This window comes from Neobacillus sp. S1115, from assembly GCF_055385565.1.
Genome location: NZ_AP038275.1, coordinates 1,788,692 through 1,808,130 on the forward strand (window position 1 = coordinate 1,788,692; position 19,439 = coordinate 1,808,130).

At 40.3% G+C, this 19,439-nt stretch carries 19 protein-coding genes; 13 read left to right on the forward strand and 6 right to left on the reverse strand.

Annotated features, from left to right (window positions below):
- Positions 1-116: 116 nt before the first annotated feature.
- From phaQ to ACZ5B7_RS08785, 4 genes are all read left to right on the forward strand, one after another.
- On the forward strand, positions 117-554 hold the full coding sequence (gene phaQ, locus ACZ5B7_RS08770; RefSeq protein ID WP_213140945.1) for a poly-beta-hydroxybutyrate-responsive repressor: 438 nt from the start codon (positions 117-119) through the stop codon (positions 552-554).
- Positions 535-1,137, forward strand: coding sequence for a hypothetical protein (locus ACZ5B7_RS08775; protein WP_213140944.1), 603 nt, complete (start codon positions 535-537; stop codon positions 1,135-1,137). Before phaQ ends, ACZ5B7_RS08775 begins: the two co-directional genes overlap by 20 nt.
- A 228-nt stretch (positions 1,138-1,365) precedes the next feature.
- Complete coding sequence (locus ACZ5B7_RS08780; protein ID WP_213116542.1) at positions 1,366-1,461, forward strand: YjcZ family sporulation protein; 96 nt, start codon at positions 1,366-1,368, stop codon at positions 1,459-1,461.
- A 21-nt stretch (positions 1,462-1,482) separates the two neighbouring features.
- The gene (locus ACZ5B7_RS08785) at positions 1,483-1,617 is read left to right on the forward strand and encodes a YjcZ family sporulation protein (RefSeq protein ID WP_464493472.1); all 135 of its coding nucleotides are present in this window, start codon (positions 1,483-1,485) and stop codon (positions 1,615-1,617) included.
- 61 nt (positions 1,618-1,678) lie between these two features.
- Here ACZ5B7_RS08785 and ACZ5B7_RS08790 read toward each other — a convergent pair whose 3' ends face one another.
- A complete protein-coding gene (locus ACZ5B7_RS08790) occupies positions 1,679-3,403 on the reverse strand; it encodes an AAA family ATPase (RefSeq protein WP_464493473.1) in 1,725 nt (574 codons plus the stop codon).
- Positions 3,404-3,535: 132 nt separating this feature from the next.
- The gene (locus ACZ5B7_RS08795; RefSeq protein WP_213140940.1) at positions 3,536-3,796 is read right to left on the reverse strand and encodes a hypothetical protein; all 261 of its coding nucleotides are present in this window, start codon (positions 3,794-3,796) and stop codon (positions 3,536-3,538) included.
- A gap of 168 nt (positions 3,797-3,964) precedes the next feature.
- Between ACZ5B7_RS08795 and ACZ5B7_RS08800 the strand changes: the two genes are divergently transcribed.
- The 3 genes from ACZ5B7_RS08800 to ACZ5B7_RS08810 all read left to right on the forward strand — a co-directional run bounded on the left by ACZ5B7_RS08800 (position 3,965) and on the right by ACZ5B7_RS08810 (position 7,727).
- The gene (locus ACZ5B7_RS08800; RefSeq protein ID WP_213140939.1) at positions 3,965-5,545 is read left to right on the forward strand and encodes a peptide chain release factor 3; all 1,581 of its coding nucleotides are present in this window, start codon (positions 3,965-3,967) and stop codon (positions 5,543-5,545) included.
- A 422-nt stretch (positions 5,546-5,967) separates the two neighbouring features.
- Positions 5,968-6,714: an RNA polymerase sigma factor SigI gene (sigI, locus tag ACZ5B7_RS08805; RefSeq protein WP_213140938.1), complete on the forward strand. Its 747-nt coding sequence runs from the start codon at positions 5,968-5,970 to the stop codon at positions 6,712-6,714.
- Positions 6,711-7,727, forward strand: a complete 1,017-nt coding sequence (locus ACZ5B7_RS08810) for an anti-sigma factor domain-containing protein (protein WP_464493474.1) — start codon at positions 6,711-6,713, stop codon at positions 7,725-7,727. The genes sigI and ACZ5B7_RS08810 overlap by 4 nt, the downstream gene beginning before the upstream one ends.
- A 45-nt stretch (positions 7,728-7,772) precedes the next feature.
- Here the strand turns inward: ACZ5B7_RS08810 and ACZ5B7_RS08815 are convergent, their stop codons facing one another.
- A complete protein-coding gene (locus ACZ5B7_RS08815; protein ID WP_213116535.1) occupies positions 7,773-7,967 on the reverse strand; it encodes an alpha/beta-type small acid-soluble spore protein in 195 nt (64 codons plus the stop codon).
- Between the two features lie 107 nt (positions 7,968-8,074).
- A complete protein-coding gene (locus ACZ5B7_RS08820) occupies positions 8,075-8,428 on the reverse strand; it encodes a DUF3905 domain-containing protein (protein WP_464493475.1) in 354 nt (117 codons plus the stop codon).
- Positions 8,429-8,561: 133 nt separating this feature from the next.
- Here ACZ5B7_RS08820 and ACZ5B7_RS08825 point away from each other — a divergent pair, with 133 nt between their 5' ends.
- Positions 8,562-8,723: a hypothetical protein gene (locus ACZ5B7_RS08825; RefSeq protein ID WP_213116533.1), complete on the forward strand. Its 162-nt coding sequence runs from the start codon at positions 8,562-8,564 to the stop codon at positions 8,721-8,723.
- A 160-nt stretch (positions 8,724-8,883) separates the two neighbouring features.
- On the opposite strand, the gene ACZ5B7_RS08830 is transcribed toward ACZ5B7_RS08825, so the two are convergent.
- The gene (locus ACZ5B7_RS08830) at positions 8,884-10,626 is read right to left on the reverse strand and encodes a B12-binding domain-containing radical SAM protein (RefSeq protein WP_464493476.1); all 1,743 of its coding nucleotides are present in this window, start codon (positions 10,624-10,626) and stop codon (positions 8,884-8,886) included.
- A 348-nt stretch (positions 10,627-10,974) separates the two neighbouring features.
- On the opposite strand from ACZ5B7_RS08830, the gene ACZ5B7_RS08835 reads away from it, so the two are divergent.
- The 3 genes from ACZ5B7_RS08835 to ACZ5B7_RS08845 all read left to right on the forward strand — a co-directional run bounded on the left by ACZ5B7_RS08835 (position 10,975) and on the right by ACZ5B7_RS08845 (position 15,537).
- Positions 10,975-11,988: a 2-oxoacid:acceptor oxidoreductase family protein gene (locus tag ACZ5B7_RS08835; RefSeq protein WP_464493477.1), complete on the forward strand. Its 1,014-nt coding sequence runs from the start codon at positions 10,975-10,977 to the stop codon at positions 11,986-11,988.
- Complete coding sequence (locus tag ACZ5B7_RS08840; protein WP_464493478.1) at positions 11,988-14,282, forward strand: thiamine pyrophosphate-dependent enzyme; 2,295 nt, start codon at positions 11,988-11,990, stop codon at positions 14,280-14,282. Before ACZ5B7_RS08835 ends, ACZ5B7_RS08840 begins: the two co-directional genes overlap by 1 nt.
- A 148-nt stretch (positions 14,283-14,430) precedes the next feature.
- Positions 14,431-15,537: an ATP-binding protein gene (locus ACZ5B7_RS08845; RefSeq protein WP_464493479.1), complete on the forward strand. Its 1,107-nt coding sequence runs from the start codon at positions 14,431-14,433 to the stop codon at positions 15,535-15,537.
- A gap of 780 nt (positions 15,538-16,317) precedes the next feature.
- On the opposite strand, the gene ACZ5B7_RS08850 is transcribed toward ACZ5B7_RS08845, so the two are convergent.
- Complete coding sequence (locus ACZ5B7_RS08850; RefSeq protein ID WP_464493480.1) at positions 16,318-17,226, reverse strand: carbon-nitrogen family hydrolase; 909 nt, start codon at positions 17,224-17,226, stop codon at positions 16,318-16,320.
- On the opposite strand from ACZ5B7_RS08850, the gene ACZ5B7_RS08855 reads away from it, so the two are divergent.
- The gene (locus ACZ5B7_RS08855; RefSeq protein WP_464493481.1) at positions 17,218-18,399 is read left to right on the forward strand and encodes an aminotransferase class I/II-fold pyridoxal phosphate-dependent enzyme; all 1,182 of its coding nucleotides are present in this window, start codon (positions 17,218-17,220) and stop codon (positions 18,397-18,399) included. The two genes, ACZ5B7_RS08850 and ACZ5B7_RS08855, sit on opposite strands and share 9 nt — an antisense overlap.
- Positions 18,400-18,764: 365 nt before the next feature.
- Entirely contained in the window at positions 18,765-19,025 is a 261-nt protein-coding gene (locus ACZ5B7_RS08860; protein ID WP_464493482.1) for a Spo0E family sporulation regulatory protein-aspartic acid phosphatase, read from the forward strand.
- Positions 19,026-19,439 lie beyond the last annotated feature (414 nt).

Consider the following 19,439-nt stretch of genomic DNA (forward strand, 5'->3'; position numbering starts at 1 on the left):
TATCCAAGTTGGTAAAATTGTAAACAGGTTTATTCAGCTTTTAGTAATATTTATTGACAAGATTGACAAAATATTACTGATAGGTGTAAAATACATATAGGTGAGGTGATAAAGACATGGTAAACCAAGATAATCAATCAGTCAATCCATCAAAAAATTTTGTGCTGCCATTTATTTTATTGCTTCTTAGCAGGGTTTCTCTGCATGGGTATGAATTGAGTCAAAAGCTGGAGTCATTTGGCTTTAAAACTTTGGATCAAGGAAACCTGTACAGAATGTTAAGACAATTAGAAAAAGAGGATTTGGTTTCATCTGAATGGGATACAACTGGTGCAGGACCTGCCAAAAGAAGGTATTCCATTACAAAAGCTGGTATTACATACTTAAAAGGATATGCCAATCAACTAGAAACGTATCAATCACTCCTCGATCAATTTTTCAAAATGTATACCAGTGTCCTTGAGCTCTATATTCCTTCTTTCCAAAAGAAGGATGCAATAGAGAAAGTAAATAATCGTAAGAGGAGGAAGGACGATGGCGCAGAAGAAGATTGAAGCGATTCCTGAAGTCGACGTAAAAACAGTTCCACAAGCTGCGGAGGAATCTATTGCTGAAGTTTCGTTTGTTAACACTTTTTGGGAACAATATGAGCTTTCCCAGGAACGGGCACGGAAGCTAAGGGAGAGCCGGGAGGATGCCTACCTTAATTCTGTAAAGGAAGTCATCAAGTTCAATAAGCAATATAGAAAATCCGTTGCGAAATTATATGACCAGGCAAGAAAAACAAACAAAGAAATGGTATCTGAGGTTGCCCAGCAAGTTAATTTACGCAAAGAGGATGCAAAGGCTGAGGCAGTGCCAAATAACGATCGGGAAGAGCTTAAAAAGCAGCTTAGCGAGGTTTCCAGCCAATTGGAGATATTGGCTTTGACTCCAGTTAAAACCTTTTTCCAATTTGTCGAACAAATGGAAGACAATTTTGTGAAAAATACTGAAGCAGGAATTGGCTATGCTCGCGACCGCAGAAATGCGTGGCTGCAAGTTAGAAAGGAATACGTTAAATTGGCACGTAATACCCATCTTGATTTAGTTGAACGCGGGAAGAATAGTTTGAAAGAGCTTGTTAAAACGAATTAACTACTAGCATATCAGCAGCAAAGGATTATTACAGAATGTGTATTTACCTGAATTAAAGCCGCACTCTCTATTTACAGGGAGTTGTGGCTTTTTTATTTTAGGCCCATTTACTTTCTAAGAATGGGCTTTTCCTTTTTTACAAATCTGGGTAATAGGGATAAGTGTCTATTGCACATTTTTATCTAGGTGAATAGGATATATGGAATTCAAAAAAGGAGGTAATGTTAAATGACTGGTGTAGCAGGTGGCTACGGAGCAGGATTTGCCCTAATCGTGGTTCTGTTCATTTTGTTAATCATTGTAGGGGCTTCTTGGGTTATATAAAAATATAAGGAGGTAAAAAGTATGTTTGGATATGGCGGTTACGGTGGCTTTGGCGGCTGTGGTTACGGCGGCTTTGGCTATGGTTATGGTGGCTTCACTTTAATCGTGGTGTTATTTATCCTCTTGATTATTGTAGGAGCAGCTTGCTACTATTAAGAAAATGAATGGGTAATTAGCCCAAAAAAACCCGCTTGGTTTCCCAAGCGGGTTTTGTATGTTAGCCGGCTACATTCATATTCGCACAAATAATTTCTTCGACTTCATGCCCTTCCAAAGTTTCTTTTTTTAATAAGGCATCCACCAATTGCAGATACTGCTCTTGATGGCTTTCGATTAATTTTTCTGCTTTCTCTATACCCTTTGCAAACAGTTCCTGCATTTTGATTTCTTTATCCGGTTTACTAAAGGTTAACGTAAAGCCGTCCTGAAGCATTCCGGTTTCAACCATTTGTTCAATAATATGTTTAGCCTGTTGCACATCGCCGGATACACCGATACTGTGTTCACCAAGAAACATCCTTTCGGCGGTACCGCCGGCTAATATCATGGCAACTCGGTCAAGCAGATCGCTTGTTGTAGATAAATTCAATTCTTTCGGAATTGGTGCTACATACCCCAAGGCTTCACCCCGTGGAATAATCGTCGCTTTTCTGACTGAACCCGGTTTTGTTACAGAAGCAACAAGGGCGTGCCCGGCTTCGTGGATGGCTACCCGCCGCTTTGTCTCATGATCCTGCAACGGCCGTGAAGTACTTCCTAAAATGGTTCGGTCAAGAGCATAATCTAGGTCCTGTTTTTGAATCATATCACGCCCATTACGGACTGCATGACGGCTTGCTGATTCAAATAATGAAAACAGCTCTGCTCCGGAAAACCCGGAAGTACTTTCCGCTAAACCATCTATTGACGTAAGGACATCTTTGGCAATCGCTTTTCCTTTTGAATGAATGTCAATGATTTCCCTGCGTCCTTTTGTATCAGGCAGCGGAACATGGAATGAGAAATCTATTCTCCCTGGACGCAAGAATGCTTCATCAAGCATATCTTTTCTGTTTGTAGCGGCAATAAATAAAATGCCGTCATTGGAATGGCCGCCGTCAAGCTGGACAAGAAGTTCAGTTAATGTTTTTTCTCCTTCTTCGCCGCCATGAGCTTTACGTCTGCCGGCAAGAGCATCTACTTCATCGATAAAAATGACAGCAGGACGCTGTTTTCTGGCCGCCTGAAACAAGGAGCGGACACGGCTTGCACCGACGCCGACAAATAATTCATTAAACGCTGACCCGCTGGCAGAGAAAAACGAAGCATTCAGCTCATGGGAAATTGCTTGCGCAAGCAAGGTTTTTCCGGTTCCAGGAGGTCCGTATAACAGGATTCCTTTCGGCGGTTTAATCCCAAGCTTTAACGCTCTATCCTTATCCTTTAATGTTGTCAAAGTTTGCAATATCTCTTCTTTCATTTCATCGCCTAGACCGCCTACATCCTTTAAACTGATGTTTGGCAGAGGCTGGGCTTTTGCGACGCTGTTTTTCATGGAATTTCCTAAGCCGATGCCGCCCTTTGTTTTTTGGACAGCGTAGACAGCACCTCCTAATAAAAGAAGGACTCCAGCCATGATCCATTTACCATAGCGGCTGCTAGAAGAAAAGGAATATTTGATATTATATTTCTCAACCAGTTTATCCACCATTTGGCTATTAGGGGGAACTTGGGAAACATATTCGGATTTGCCTGCTTTTATAGAGAGACTTCCATCGGATTGTTCTGTTATGGTGACTGTTTTCCCGTTTTGCTCTTGAATAATTTTTTCTACAGACGAAAACGGTATAGATACTTGGTTAGTTGTTGATTGAACGAACCAAATAATTCCGGCAATAACTATAATAAATGCTGCGAACAGCGGAAAGAATTTTTTTGAAACTGTTTTTTTACTTTGATTCATGGGCTATTCCTCCTTTAACAGAAGTACAACCTCTATTATAAGGGGATTTCCAATAAAATGGATGTGGGAATCGATGGAAGCTGATCGAAGAAAAAACACTTCCCACAAAAAACAGGAAGTGCAGCTCAAAAATTATGATAGTAGCCGAAGATGGGGAATAATAGGCGTGAGAACGCTTTGTGCCAAAACACCGATGCTGACGCCAATACTCGATGCCTTTTTCCATTTAAATACATGAACCTTTTCATCTTTACCTTCATATAAAAATACAAGCTGCTCAGCTTCTTCGGCAATCCCGATTTTTTTATAGGGAATTTTGTTTTGTTCAAGCACGATTTCAAATGCCTTTTGCAATAAATTTAATGTTTGCCGATCAAATTTTGTAATTTCCATAAATCCTCCCAAAAGCATCAATTATGTATAATTTTATTATAGTCATTATTTCAACCCGATTAAAGAAAATCTCAATTGTATTTTATTGAAATATTGCAAAGTAACCGTTTGAGCGATAAGATTGAAGTTATGGAAAAATTTTAGGCTGTTAAAAGAGAGGAAGACATAATGGGAAACGATTTAAAAAAAGAAGTATTATCGCGCCGTACATTTGCGATTATCTCGCACCCGGATGCGGGTAAAACAACCTTAACGGAAAAATTGCTATTGTTTGGCGGCGCAATCCGCGATGCCGGAACAGTAAAGGCAAAGAAGACAGGGAAATTTGCCACTAGTGACTGGATGGAAATTGAAAAGCAGCGGGGAATTTCTGTTACCTCCAGTGTCATGCAATTTGATTATAGCGGTTTTCGCGTCAATATTTTAGATACTCCTGGACACCAGGATTTTAGTGAAGATACGTACAGGACCTTAATGGCAGTTGACAGTGCCGTGATGATTGTCGATTCGGCGAAAGGAATCGAAGATCAGACCATTAAGCTTTTCAAGGTTTGCCGGATGCGGGGAATTCCTATTTTTACGTTTATTAATAAGCTTGACCGCCAAGGAAAACCACCGCTAGAACTTCTGGCAGAACTGGAAGAAGTTCTGGGAATTGAATCCTACCCAATGAATTGGCCAATTGGAATGGGAAAAGAGTTCTTAGGAATTTACGACAGATATTATAATCGTGTTGAACAATTCCGGGTTGATGAAGCTGCACGCTATATTCCCTTAAATGATGATGGAGAAATTGATGGTGATCACAAGCTGAAATCTTCAGGTCTTTATGAGCAGACATTAGAGGAAATCATGCTGTTAAATGAAGCGGGAAATGATTTTTCTGCTGAAAAAGTGCAAGCAGGAAGCCTGACACCTGTGTTTTTCGGAAGTGCGTTGACGAATTTCGGGGTTCAGACATTTTTAGAGACCTATCTGCAATTCGCGCCGCCTCCTAAAGCGAGAAATTCATCGATTGGGGAAATTGATCCGCTTTCCGACCAATTTTCCGGTTTTATTTTTAAAATTCAAGCGAATATGAATCCCGCCCACCGGGACCGGATTGCTTTCGTACGAATTTGTTCTGGAAAATTTGAAAGAGGAATGACCGTAAACGTTCCACGGCTTGAAAAGCAATTAAAGCTTTCTCAATCCACTTCCTTTATGGCAGAAGAACGAAATACCGTGGAAGAAGCCGTCAGTGGAGATATCATCGGTTTATACGATACGGGAACCTACCAAATCGGCGATACGATTACGACGGGTAAGAACAATTTCCAATATGAGAGGCTGCCGCAGTTTACACCTGAGCTTTACGTAAGGGTATCTGCGAAGAACGTAATGAAGCAGAAATCATTTTATAAGGGGCTGCATCAGCTTGTTCAGGAAGGGGCCATCCAGCTCTTTAAAACGGTCAAAACAGACGAGTATTTATTAGGGGCTGTAGGCCAGCTGCAGTTTGAAGTATTTGAGCACAGAATGAGAAATGAATATAATGCAGAGGTCATTATGGAACGGCTGGGATCGAAAATTGCCCGCTGGATTGAAAAAGATGAAGTCGATGAAAACCTGTCAAGCTCAAGAAGTCTTCTCGTGAAGGATCGTTATGAGCATTATGTATTTTTATTTGAGAACGATTTTGCATTACGGTGGTTCCAAGAGAAAAATCCGAATGTAAAGCTTTATAATCCAATGGACCAACATGACTAAACTCCAAAAAATTAAGGCTGTCTCGGAAGAGGCTGCCTTAATTTTTTTATTGTCTAGCTGCAAAAGGGATACTTCGTCAGCATATGCTTCGCACGACTGAAAGCGATAGCTTTTAGGAGGAGCGCCTAGGGGCTCGGGGTCATAAGCCAATCCGTCAAGAAGGCTAAAAAGCAGCCTTCTCGCCGGCTCGTCTTATGCCTGTCGCCCCTGGTCAAGGCGCTTCCGCTTTTCTTATTGGGAAATTTTTTACGCAAACCCCCATAAAGAGTAATTCTATATACGTAACATTTATTAAAATAAGACATGAACAATAACAAATAAACGAAGGCTAGTGGGCTAAATACAGTCTTTTCCTATGCTTATCCCCATAAAGACCAAAGCTTGTTTCGTATGTTATAATTGGTCGAATAAGAGGTGAGCAAATGCTAGGTTTATTGTTTATGGCTAAAAAGAATAAAAGAACATTAGAAGATACAGTTGCCTTGATTCAGCAAGGTGATAAGTCATTGCTGAATGAACTCATCCAGGCCTATAAACCATTTATCGCTAAAACTGTTTCTTCAGTATGCCGCCGGTATATCTATGAATCCGATGATGAATTTAGCATTGGCCTTATTGCTTTTAACGAGGCGATTGAAAAATATTCAAAAGACCGCGGCAGCTCTTTATTAAGCTTTTCAGAAGTGATTATTAAAAGACGAGTTATTGACTACATTCGAAAGCAAACAAAAAATCAGCACATCAGTATTGATATAACGAATGCCCTCCAAGATGAGGAATTACCTGGAACGGCAATAGTCAATGAGCTTTCCCTTGATGAATATCAGAAAAAGACTGACGAACAGCTAAGAAAAGATGAAATTATTCATTTCCAATCATTATTAGCTTCTTTTGATTTAACCTTTAGCGATTTGGTGGAGAATTCCCCGAAGCATGCGGATGCTAGGAAAAATGCCATCATCGCGGCAAAAACATTGGTCGACAATGAAGAATTATTTAAATCATTACGCGAAAAAAAGCGGCTGCCTATTAATCAGCTTGAAAAAATGGTAAATGTCTCTAGAAAAACCTTAGAAAGAAATCGCAAATATATTATTGCCATTGCTTTAATTTTATCAAGTGATTACGTGTATATGAAGGATTATATAAAGGGGGTGCTTGATACATGAAAAAGGGAATAATAATGGAAATGGATGATTTTTTTCTCACGCTTTTAACCCCTGAAGGTGAGTTCTTACGGGCTAAGAGACTTAAGCAATCTTATTCAATTGGAGAGGAAATAACTTTTTATCCCGTTGAAGGCAAGAATCAATTAAGATATCTATCGTCCATAAAGAAAGTTGCCAAAATGAAAACCGTTTGGGCTGCAGCGGCTGCAGTTTTACTTTTTTCCGGTTCATTTATTCCAATGTATCAAAATAATAAAGCTTATGCCTATATGTCAATTGATGTAAATCCGAGCATTGAACTAGGAATAAATAAAAAGATGCAGGTTGTGGAATTGACAGGCTATAATCCTGAAGGTAAAAAGATTATATCCCATTTGGATGATTGGGAGAAACAAGATGTTACGAAGGTGACGGAAGAAATTTTATCGGAAATAGGTAAAGAAGGGTATTTCAAAACGAACAAGCATGTCATTATTTCAACCGTTCCGACCAGTCAAATGGAAAAGAAGGAAGAGCAAAAGCTTGAAACTGATATTAAAGAGATTACCAAAGCTGTTTCCGAGCAGCAGCTAGCGTATACTGTTTTATCAGGCACTGAAAAGGATCTTGAAACTGCTCACGAAAAAGGTGTCACTACTGGTAAATACAAGGCAGTAAATAATCCAGTGGCAAAAGAGAAAGTGGAGAATAATTGGAAGAAGTACAAAAATCATAATAATCCTACTGAGCCGGAAGCAAAGGCACCGCCAGGGCAATTAAAGAAACAAATGGAGGAAAATGTCACTCAGGAACCTCCTGCCGTTGATAATACTCCGCAGGCGGCCGTAGGCCAATCTCCAGTCGAAGATAAAGTACCCCCTGGACAGGCAAAAAAGATAGATGATTACCAACAAAAGCAAAATCCTGGGCAGGCTAAAAAGCAAGCCAATCAACAGGGGAATTCACAGGGAAATCCCAATCCAAAAGGAAAATACCATTATTCTGACAACCAAATTAAACAAAGAAACAAATAAAAAGAGGCGCTCCAAAAGAGCTGCCTCTTTGCCATTTTTATGAAATTATTCACGTCCTGATAATTGTGCCTGTGCTTGCTGGACAAGTCTTTTTGTTATTTCCCCGCCAACCGAACCATTGGCTCTAGAAACGGTATCGGACCCCAAATGTACTCCGAATTCTTGGGCTATTTCATATTTAACTTGATCAAGGTATTGTTCAATTCCAGGCACTAATAATTTATTTCTGCTGTTAGCCATATTTTTCACTCCTTATTCTATCCAGAGATTTTTTTCTCTGTAAGGGTAGTATTGATTGCTTTGACTTTATTCATAAGTGGAAATGTTTATCGAATCTGGTTAGCTTTTCAATCTGTACCTTTGCTTACATCCTTGGTGGGATGCATAAACGGATAAGCTTGCGGCTTTCTTTTGCTTTCTAGCAGTTCCCGATTTTCTGCCGTGTTCCAGCCGATATCGTTCGTCGGGTGCACCCACTCATCACCCGACATTATGGCTGGGTCCGTATCCTCTGACCAGTTTTCCAGTGGAGAATTTTCTGAGGCATATAAGCTATCCCCAATGACTACACCATGCTCATTAACAAATGGCGCTTCCATTTTTATTCCTGTTCCTTCAAAGCTTGGTGCATTTATTTGATGCGGCAAAGTTTCATCGATACTTACTTTCTTTCCAATTTTCTTCATATTATCTTTTTTCATCCAGCAGTCCCCCTGTTTTTTATATTTTTTGCGTAAACCTTTTTTTTATTTATGAAAAATAAGGAAACGAATGATTCGACAAAAATTGCTTAAAACTATCTATGTAACATGAATTTTAAGGAGGTTTTCCAAGATGGCTAAGCGGAAGGCTGAATTTGATGCAGTGGAAAAGTACACCAAAACCCCAAAGAAGAATGTCCAGGAAAGTGAATTTTCCGCTGAATTTACCGATAACAATAATGCAATCAGATTTCAAAACCGCAATTCAAAGCTAGGGAAAAAGGGAAGAAGTTAAGATGAAAGGCCGCCGCAAGACCCCGCCAAGAATACCTATAGAGGAATTTAGTGTAGAATTTGGTGATGTAAACGGTATTCCATTGGTTGAAAAAATAAAAAACAAATTTAAGAAAAAACGCACCTAAAAAAGAAAAATAAGCCGGGAGCACCGGCTTATTTTAAATTTTAAAAGGAAATAAAAGTGTCTCTAGGTTGGTAGGGTCGAAATACGCCAATAAACTGGAAGCCTGGTGGTCTATTTCACCGTTTAGAAAGTACTTTGTCAGGTCAAAAGACAAAAGCTCTAGCATGGTATGCTTATAGAGTTCTTTTTCATCCAGCTCAAGTTTGAGAAATTCCGGTCCTAAAAGCTGCGGAGTCTCGGAAATGCGTTTGTAGATTTTCGAACGTTCGCTTTTCTCCAGCCCTGCTTCCCACCAAGGTTTTCTCGGTTTGTATTTATGATGTTTTAAATAATCATATTTCATTAAACCGGAAATAACATCAAGGTTCGGAACCGCCCTCTTGACTAAAAATGAATGTAATCGACGAAATAGATCCTCCAACTGATGGCCGATTCTTGACCAGCCCTGTTCATCCCAGTAGGAACCAAAATCCTGAAAGAAATCGAACGGTGAAGGGAAAACATGTGTCACCAGGTATTCAACTGTGTGATCCATACGGTGGTCATTCCAATATTTTTCTAACACATCTTCCACTTGCTTTATTTTAACAATATCGTCAAACGATAGAACATTGTTGCTTAAAATCTCATACGGGGAATGATCCATATATACATAATCATGTTCTGAAGCACGTATACGTACCCCTGTTCCGCGCAGCATTTTTAAAAACCCTAACTGCAGTTCTTCCGGCCTCATTTCAAACACATCGTTGAAGGTCTTCCGGAAGGAGGCGTAATCTTCTTCAGGCAGTCCCGTGATAAGATCAAGATGCTGATCGATTTTCCCCCCAACTTTCACCATTGTCACTGTTCTTTTCAGTTTTTCAAAATTTTGCTTTCTTCTCACAAGCTCATTTGTATAGTCATTCGTTGACTGTACACCAATTTCGAAACGGAAAAGCCCTTTTGGTGCCTCTTGGTTAAGAAATTCAATCACTTCCGGCCGCATAATATCCGCAGTAATTTCAAATTGAAACACAGTTCCTGGAAGATGTTCATCAATAAGGAAGCGGAACATTTCCATTGCATAGCTTCTGCTAATATTAAAGGTCCGGTCAACAAATTTAATTGTTTTTGCACCGTTTGCCATTAAATAGCGAATATCCTCTTTAATTCGTTCCCGGTCAAAATAGCGGACACCGACTTCGATGGAAGATAGGCAAAATTGACAGCTGAACGGACAGCCTCGGCTTGTTTCGATATAAGTAACCCGTTTCCCCAACTGGGGAATATCCTCAGGAAAGCGGAAGGGGGAGGGTAATTCTTTTAAATCAAGCTTATTTCTCTGTGGTGTGCTGGCTAAGGTTCCATTGTCACGATATGCAACTCCATGGACATTATCGATATTTTTGTTTGTATCAAGCTCCGTCAGCAATTGTTTAAAGGTTTGTTCCCCTTCGCCCATTACGATAAAGTCGATTTCCGGATGTTTTTCCATCCATTCGCGTGTGTCGTAGGAAACCTCAGGGCCTCCTAATACAATAATGAGGGAAGGGTCAATTTTCTTTAGCATATTGATGACCTTAAGGGTCTCTTCAATATTCCAAATATAACAGCTAAAACCGATAACATCCGGCTTTTGCTGGTGGAGATCGGAGACAATGTTCATCACCGGATCTTTGATGGTGTATTCCTTTAAAATGATATCAAATTCAGGTGCTGCATATGCCTTTAAGCACCTTATGGCCAGATTGGTATGAATGTATTTTGCGTTAAGGGTGGAACAAATGACTTTCATAATAAAGCTCCTTTTTCATAATAAAACAAAATAATATTATAGCTTATTTTAGCCGAAAAGGACAGGGGACAAACCGGTGCCACTTTATCTTATGCTAAGATGATTTTCAATCGCAATCGTTCTGTTATAATACAACGAGTGACCTGTTATATAATTAAAAAACAATGAAGATGCTTTGTAAATAAAGAATTTTTTTGACGGATTAAAATGTGTTTTAAAAAAAATGTTTGGATGTTTGATTTTTGTCACAGATTTAAAAAATAATATGGCCTACAATAGCGGTGAGATAAGTTAATTATTTATGTCTTTTTCGGGTAGTTTTATTGAACAAAGAAGGAGAGGGACATTATGTCTATTTTACCGCAAAAAAATGAGCTGGGTTTTTTTGAAATCCGTCTCGAATCAATCGGTGGTCTTGGAGCAAATCTTGCCGGAAAAATGCTGGCTGAAGCAGGGGTATTAGGGCTTGGGTTAAATGGCTCCAACTTTTCGTCCTATGGCTCGGAGAAAAAAGGAACTCCGGTTAAAAGCTTTATCCGCTTTTGTGAATCTGGGGTTGAAATTCGTGATCACAGTCCAATTGAGCAGCCTCATATTGTGGGCGTTTTCCACGAAGCATTGTATAAAACGATTAATGTGGTCAGCGGTTTAAATGCTGACGGCATCGTCTTAGTCAACTCATCAAGAGATTTCGATGATGTGAAAAAGGACTTAAAACTAGAATATGGAACATTAGCGATTGTAGATGCGTTAACCATTGCTGTCGAGGAAAAAACAAAAGTAAATACAGCGATGCTTGGGGCGTTATTCCGCATTTGTGATTTTTTGGATCCGGATGCCATGAGAAAAGTTATCCGGAAGACATTCGAGAAAAAATACCCGCACTTTGTCGAACCGAACCTACGGACGTTTGACCGCGGCTATAATGAAGTTGAATTTAAAACCTACCATGTTCCGGAGGATGCCCAAGGTAAAGCCTTTACCCGCCCGCTTCCGCAGCTAGGCTATATGACCCAAGAGCTTGGTGGTGTAATCACCACTCAGGCAAATAGTATATTAAAAGATTTGAGTGGCTCAAGACAGGGCTTCCTGCCACAGTTTGAACGCGATAAGTGTATAGACTGTGCGGCCTGCGATAACGTTTGTCCAGATTTCTGTTTCGTCTGGGAAGAGGGAGAGGACAAGCGCGGCAGAAAGCAAATGTTTCTTAAGGGAATTGACTATCAATATTGCAAGGGCTGCTTAAAATGTGTGGAAGCATGTCCGACAAGTGCTTTAACGGATCTTCGCGAAATGATCGGATACGCAGATGCAAATCGTGTGAAGCAAAACTTTCCTTATGCAGTAGGAGGGAATTTATAATGGGTATTTTAGAGGAAAAATTAACAGCGCAGGTTGGAGCCGAGCAGATTTCAACTTTTGAATCCGGCAATGAAATGGCTGCGATGGCGGCAGCGCAAATCAACTATCATATTATGGGTTATTTCCCGATTACTCCATCTACAGAGGTGGCACAATTCTTAGACCAAATGAAAGCCCGGGGCGAGCATGATATTAAGCTGATTCCGGCAGATGGCGAGCATGGATCGGCCGGTATTTGCTATGGTGCTGCCGCCACTGGGGCGCGCGTCTTCAATGCAACAAGTGCGAACGGCTTTTTATATATGATTGAACAGCTTCCGGTTCAGGCGGGCACACGATTCCCGATGGTCATGAATCTGGTCACTCGGGCTGTCAGTGGTCCGCTTGATATCCGCGGAGACCACTCAGATCTTTATTTTGGTCTAAATACGGGTTGGGTTATTTTAACGGCAAGAACCCCGCAAGCGGTCTATGACATGAATATTATGGCATTGAAAATTGCCGAACACTCCAAAGTCCGGCTCCCTGTCATTGTAGCCTATGATGGATTCTGGACGTCCCACCAAAAACGGAGAGTTCAATACTTCAAGGACCGTCGGGTAGTGCAGCAATTTGTCGGCGAATGCCCGACTGATTACAATTTTATTAGAGATCCGCAAAAACCGGTAACGATCGGTGCCCACATGAACGGCGGAGATTTGATGAACAATCACTTCCAGCAATCCGAAGCTATGTACAATGCCGGAGAGGTATTCAGGGAAGTGTCTGCCGAATTTGCAAAACTTTCAGGAAGAGAATATTCTGTTTTGGACTTATACAAAATGGAGGACGCTGAAGTTGCGTTATTCCTATTAAACTCTGCAGCCGAATCGGCAAAGGATGTTGTCGACCAGCTGCGCGCCCAAGGAATTAAAGCAGGGGTAATCAGTCCAAATATTATTCGTCCATTCCCGGCTAAAGAAATCCGTGAAGCTCTTAAAAATGTGAAAGCATTATTAGTCGGTGAGCGTGCTGATTCCTATGGTGCACATGGTCCAAACTTAACGCATGAGATCAAGTCTGCCCTGCAGGATGACAAGAATAATCAAACCATCGTATTAAGCCGTGTATTCGGAATGGGCGGTAAGGATTTCTATGCAAGTGATGCCCATGAATTCTTTAATATGGCGATTGATGCGATGGAGAAAGGCTATGCGGAAAAACCATTTGATTATTTCGGGCATGTACCGGGAAATCCGGAAAAAATCCTGAAGCCTGTCATCACTCCGCAGCAGGGGGATGCTTATAAATCTGGTTTAATTGAAGTAAAAATGGATCAAGAAACAAATAAATTAAAAGTGAAAATCCCGCCACTGCGGATGCTGACAAATAAGCCGAAAAGAATTGCTTCCGGTCACGGCGCCTGCCCGGGCTGCGGCATATTTGGCGGGCTGGAGTTGTTCTTTAAAGGGATTGAAGGGGATATTGTCACTCTATTCCAAACTGGCTGTGCCTACGTTACAACAACTGCCTATCCATATAGCTCGCATAAGCAGACGATGATGCATAACCTGTTCCAGAATGGTGCAGCAACCCTCTCAGGTACTGTTGAGGCCTTCATGGAATTAAAGCGGCGCGGGGAAATTCAAGTGTCCGATGATGCGACATTCGTGATGATTACCGGTGACGGCGGAATGGATATCGGTATGGGATCGGCAATTGGAACGGCACTTCGCGGCCATAAGCTGATTATGCTCGAATACGATAATGAAGGCTACATGAATACCGGGTCGCAAATGTCTTATTCAACACCGCTTGGCCATATGACAAGTACTTCTGGTGTTGGAAAAACACAGCAAGGGAAAAGCTTCCACCACAAGGATACGGTACAAATTATGGCTGCGACAAATATCCCTTATGTATTTACCGGATCAGAAGCATTCCCGCAGGATTTGGTCAAAAAAGGCGCGAAAGCCCAGTGGTACGCACAAAATGTCGGACCAGTGTATGGAAAACTGTTAATTACCTGTCCATTAAATTGGAAGTCTGAGGACCGTTATGGAACAAAAATTCTTGAAGAGGCCGTCAATTCCTGCTTCTTCCCACTGTATGAAGTAGAACAGGGTGTTACCACTATTACCTATAACCCTGAAGAAAAGAAAAAGCGAGTTTCGGTAACAGAATGGTTTAAATATATGGGGAAAACGAAACATCTCCTCAAAGAGGAAAACAAACATCTAGTAGACGAATTCGAAAGAGAAGTAGAAAAAAGGTGGCAGCGCCTTAAAGCAAAGCATGAAAATCCATGGCTATAAAAAAGAAAAACGCAAAGCAAATTAGCTTTGCGTTTTTCATTTAAGCTAATAAAATTTATTGGCAGAAAAAAGGAATTTCCAAGTTTTATATAGAATATATCTTTTTAAATTAACGCTGAACTTTGGTTGATAGCGGGGTGGCCGTTTATTGGAAATCAAATTGGAACAGGATGGTACGTTACCAAGTAAGCCTGATGTAGTGTTTTCAAAAAATGCAAAATTGCAAGAGCACGAACGAAGATATGAACGCATTTTTGAAGATTCCATTGATGGACTCATCCTTTGGGATTACCAATATCGCATAGTGGATGTAAATTTTACAGCAGAAAAGCTATTTGGTCTTCCAAAGGAAAAATTAATAGGTAGATTGTTTTATGAGCCATTTAGCAAGGTTGAAAAACAAACGCTAGAAATAAAGAAACATATAAAGCAGGTAATTAAAAAGGGTTATTATACATCCATTATTGTTTTTGAGATGATTTCCGGCAAAAATAGGCATATCGAAATCAGTTCAAAATTAGACATTATGGCGGACTTGAATTTTACCGCCTTAAAGGATATTACTGAAAAGATGGATATGCAGGAACAGCTTAGGAAATCAGAAACGTTAAAGGTTATAGGCGAGCTAGCGGCCGGAATAGCCCACGAAATCAGAAATCCGATGACCGCTTTAAAAGGCTTTATCCAGCTGCTTGAAGGTAGCATTAAACGAGAACATTCCATGTACTATGAAGTAATTACTAGTGAGCTAGAGCGGATTGATACCATCATTAACGAATTTTTACTATTGGCTAAACCCCAGGAAATCCGTTTTCAGGAGAAGAATCTGAATCAAATAATGAGGGAAACCTTAGACATTTTACATGCCCAGGCTGTATTACATAATGTTCAATTCTCAACAAGGTTTGATGAAAAGCTTTCTCCGATTTTTTGTGAACCCAATCAGTTGAAAAAGGTTTTTATTAATTTAATCAAAAATGCGATCGAAGTCATGCCAGATGGCGGAACAATTACGGTTACGATAGAGGCCTTTGAGAATAATCAGGCTCTTATTTCAATCCAGGATGAAGGGATAGGAATATCAAAAGAGAAATTACAAAGGTTGGGGGAAGCCTTTTTCACAACCAAAGAAAGAGGCACAGGACTTGGATTAGTGGTCAGCTATAAAATCATTGAGGAGCATAAAGGCTCAATACGGATTGAAAGCGAAGTAGGAAAAGGGACTACATTCTTTATTACCCTGCCGCTGCATTAAAACTTAAAAAGTATGATAAAGAGGCTGACTTGCAGCCTCTCAAATTGTCGAGAAAGGTTATTTTTCTTGGCAATTTTTTATTTTATCTAAATCTAAATTAATAGTCTCTGCAACTAGGCCTGTTGATTTCCGCTCCGGGCACTCGCTTTCCGCGGGGAGGTCCTGAAGCCTCCTCGGCGCTTTGGCGCCTGCGGGGTCTCCAGTGACCTCTATATCCCGCAGGAGTCGAGTGCCCTCCGCTCCAATCAACAGGGAGACAAATTAATCTAAATTATTGCCACACACTTTTTCGAACCTTGCTAAGTGTATCGCCTTTATGAGGGACATTTCCTTCACATATCCCTTTGATTTTGTCCATCATCGGCTTTATGAAGGACATTTCTCTCCTAGATTCCTTTGATTTTGTCCATCATCGGCTTTATGAAGGACATTTCACTCTCAGATTCCTTCAATTTTGTCCTTCATCAACTCTGGCAAGAAAATACTTGTTCATCTTGTAAAATTGAAGTTTTAATTTAATGAACCTGTTGATTGGCGCGGAAGGCACGAAGACTCCTGCGGGAGTACGGGGCAGGGGAGACCCCGCAGGAGCTTTAGCGACGAGGAGGCTCCCCGGCACGCCCGCGGAAAGCGAAGTGCCTGGAGCGCCAATCAACAGACTTGTTGAAAGGGCCTATTTATTAATAATGTTATAGTAAACTAACGCGGCAAATTAATAAAGAAATATAGCAAAATAAGAGGCTGTCGATTTTTCGAAAGCCTCTTATTTGCTGTAAAGAATTATTTATAATAATCCGGTCTGCGGTCTTCGAAAATTGGAATCTGCTTACGGATTTCTCCGACAAGCTTTAAATCAATCTCTGCAGTTAAAATCTCCTCATCTGCACCCGCTTCGGCGATAATCTCACCCCATGGATCAATGACGAGTGAATGTCCGGCAAATTGATTATTCGGATCGCTTCCGGAACGGTTACAGGCAATCACAAAGCATTGGTTTTCGATTGCTCTGGCAATTAATAGATTTCTCCAATGCGATAATCTTGGTGCAGGCCATTCCGCCACTACAAACAGCGCTTCCGCCCCTTCAGATGTATGGGCACGAATCCATTCCGGGAAGCGGATATCATAGCAAATGACCCCGGCAAATGCATGATTATCAAGCTTAAACAAGCCTTTTTCACAACCCGCTTCCAAATAAAGGTGCTCATCCATCAGCTTGAATAAATGCAGTTTACTATATTCGGAACTAAGTTCCCCCTCACGGTTTATGATAAGAAGGGTATTTTTCACTCCCTTGTCATCCCGATTGGCAACAGAACCGCCGACAAAGTTAACATTGTACTTTTTGGCAGCATTTTTTAAAAATTCTATTGTTTGAAGCGCTCCTTTATCAGCGATTGTATCAAGGCGGGTCAAATCATAGCCTGTTGTCCACAGCTCGGGTAAGACAATGATATCCGGCTGTTCGCTAGTAGCTGTCTCGATTAGTTTTTCTGCATTCTGATAGTTTTTCTCGGGATTGCCAAAGGCAATATCCATCTGCAAACAAGCAATCTTTAATTTCATTATTCTCTCTCCCTTATGAAATTTCGGAATTTTTCCTTTACAAGCTGTTATAAAAGTTATATCATTTGTGACTAGAATTTCAACCTTAAAATTTAGAAAATAGCAGGTGAGAACATGAAGCATTTTCCTCAATCGGAAATATTGAATAGTCTTCCAAAGCAATTTTTTGCATCACTCGTCAAAAAAGCTGGTGAGTACATAGAACGGGGATTTGATGTGATCAATTTAGGCCAGGGGAATCCTGACCAACCGACACCAGGGCATATTGTTACTAAGCTTCAGGAGGCAGCGGCAAACCCTATAAATCATAAATATTCTCCATTTCAAGGATTTCCTTATTTAAAAAAAGCGGTTTCTGATTTTTATTTTCGGGAATATGGTGTAGAACTCAACCCCGAAAAGGAAGTTGCAATCCTTTTTGGAGGCAAAGCAGGTTTGGTGGAGATTCCACAATGTTTGTTAAACCCTGGGGATACCGTTTTGGTTCCTGATCCAGGATATCCTGACTATTGGTCTGGGGTCGCACTGGCTAAAGCCGAAATGGTCACCATGCCTTTGAAAGAAGAAAATCGTTTCCTTCCTGACTATAGCGATCTAGGGACAGAGGATCTTGAGAAGGCAAAATTAATGTTCCTCAACTATCCTAATAATCCGACCGGGGCTGTGGCTGACCTAGAATTTTTCGAAGAGACTGTAAGGCTTGCAAATGACCATGATATTTGTATCGTACACGACTTCGCATATGGAGGCATCGGTTTCGATGGTGTAAAACCACCAAGCTTCCTGCAGGCACAGGGTGCCAAAGATGTCGGGATTGAAATATACACACTCTCTAAAACTTATAATATGGCAGGCTGGCGCGTTGCTTTTGCAGTAGGAAATGAAAGTGTGATTTCTGCACTAGAGCTCATTCAGGATCACTTATATGTCAGTTTGTTTGGTGCCGTCCAGGAGGCAGCGGCTGAAGCGCTGACAGGCCCTCAGGACTGCGTGAAGGAATTAAATGAGATGTATGAGCAAAGACGAAATTGCCTCATTGACGGCCTCTGTTCGATAGGCTGGGACGTGTCTGCTCCAAAGGGATCCTTCTTTGCCTGGCTAAAAGTGCCGAACGGTTTTTCTTCCGAGGAATTTTCCAACATTTTGTTGGAAAAGGCTCAAGTAGTAGCAGCGCCGGGAGTTGGTTTTGGTTCGTTTGGTGAAGGATATGTCCGAATCGGCCTGCTGACCTCAGAAGAGCGCCTTGCAGAAGCAGTCAAACGGATCAGTGAGTTAGAGATATTTAAAAAAAGCTAAAAATATAAAGTTACAAAGCTGGCTAAGATTTTTTTAGAGCCAGCTTTTTTATATTAAATTCAGGGACTTTTGTACTAAAAAAATATTTTAAAAAAATGTACAATCCTCCCACAATGTTGAATGCGCTTTCATTATTGATGCAAAGCGGTTTTCTTCAATAATCTCAATCCACAACTAACGATTTGGGAATTTATGTCGAAATTTCAAGAAAACAAGCAAATAAACTGTCGAAAATAGAAAGTTTTAGAATGTTTTGTCTACTTTTGCGAATGTATTTACATTTGAAGAAATTCTTGTCATAATTCATCAAGTAGTCTAATTTTTTAGCGAATTAAAGTAAGTGTGTAAGAGGTAGGAGGATAACATTGTACGAGTATAGTAATTCCACTAGTCACAGTCCGAGCCATAGTCAAATGATTGAAGAGATAAAAGCAAAACGAGAACTTATGATAAAAAGTGCAAATACATTGGGATTTACAAGTGAACAAACCATTAAATACAGTCAAGAACTGGACGAGTTAATCAATGAGTATCACCGAATGATGGGACAAGCCTCCAAACCACCCGAAGAAATCAAATTCGCCTTAAAGCAGATGATCATGATTTGGCCCAAAGTATTAGTCTAACTAATTAGTAATTATCTAACTGTAAAATGCCCAGAAACCTCAAAATAAAGGCCTTCCGTTACATTTAATCATTGTAGCAGAAGGCCTATTCTTTTTAGTGCCTCCTTTAAAAAAATATTTTTCAGAGAGAAAAATATTTTCTACATGTATAGACAGTGCTGTGATTTTTATCATTGTCTATATCTCAATATTTCATATAGTTAAATTAGTACTATTTTCTATCTAAAATACCCACACCATGTTGAACTTCACCCGTGCTTGCTGCACATGCAGCAAATTTTCTATTATATGAATTTTCCAGCTTTTTTCATTCAATTAAAGAAATCTATTAATTTTGGGTAATATGCTTAAATTGCGATACATATATCGTTAATAAAAGCATTTTTAATAACCAACCAGTAAGTCAAACGCTTT

Coding starts and splice junctions, on each gene's coding strand:
- phaQ (WP_213140945.1), top strand. CDS start 117: ATGGTAAACCAAGATAATCAATCAGTCAATCCATCAAAAAATTTTGTG.
- ACZ5B7_RS08775 (WP_213140944.1), top strand. CDS start 535: ATGGCGCAGAAGAAGATTGAAGCGATTCCTGAAGTCGACGTAAAAACA.
- ACZ5B7_RS08780 (WP_213116542.1), top strand. CDS start 1,366: ATGACTGGTGTAGCAGGTGGCTACGGAGCAGGATTTGCCCTAATCGTG.
- ACZ5B7_RS08785 (WP_464493472.1), top strand. CDS start 1,483: ATGTTTGGATATGGCGGTTACGGTGGCTTTGGCGGCTGTGGTTACGGC.
- ACZ5B7_RS08790 (WP_464493473.1), bottom strand. CDS start 3,403: ATGAATCAAAGTAAAAAAACAGTTTCAAAAAAATTCTTTCCGCTGTTC.
- ACZ5B7_RS08795 (WP_213140940.1), bottom strand. CDS start 3,796: ATGGAAATTACAAAATTTGATCGGCAAACATTAAATTTATTGCAAAAG.
- ACZ5B7_RS08800 (WP_213140939.1), top strand. CDS start 3,965: ATGGGAAACGATTTAAAAAAAGAAGTATTATCGCGCCGTACATTTGCG.
- sigI (WP_213140938.1), top strand. CDS start 5,968: ATGCTAGGTTTATTGTTTATGGCTAAAAAGAATAAAAGAACATTAGAA.
- ACZ5B7_RS08810 (WP_464493474.1), top strand. CDS start 6,711: ATGAAAAAGGGAATAATAATGGAAATGGATGATTTTTTTCTCACGCTT.
- ACZ5B7_RS08815 (WP_213116535.1), bottom strand. CDS start 7,967: ATGGCTAACAGCAGAAATAAATTATTAGTGCCTGGAATTGAACAATAC.
- ACZ5B7_RS08820 (WP_464493475.1), bottom strand. CDS start 8,428: ATGAAAAAAGATAATATGAAGAAAATTGGAAAGAAAGTAAGTATCGAT.
- ACZ5B7_RS08825 (WP_213116533.1), top strand. CDS start 8,562: ATGGCTAAGCGGAAGGCTGAATTTGATGCAGTGGAAAAGTACACCAAA.
- ACZ5B7_RS08830 (WP_464493476.1), bottom strand. CDS start 10,626: ATGAAAGTCATTTGTTCCACCCTTAACGCAAAATACATTCATACCAAT.
- ACZ5B7_RS08835 (WP_464493477.1), top strand. CDS start 10,975: ATGTCTATTTTACCGCAAAAAAATGAGCTGGGTTTTTTTGAAATCCGT.
- ACZ5B7_RS08840 (WP_464493478.1), top strand. CDS start 11,988: ATGGGTATTTTAGAGGAAAAATTAACAGCGCAGGTTGGAGCCGAGCAG.
- ACZ5B7_RS08855 (WP_464493481.1), top strand. CDS start 17,218: ATGAAGCATTTTCCTCAATCGGAAATATTGAATAGTCTTCCAAAGCAA.
- ACZ5B7_RS08850 (WP_464493480.1), bottom strand. CDS start 17,226: ATGCTTCATGTTCTCACCTGCTATTTTCTAAATTTTAAGGTTGAAATT.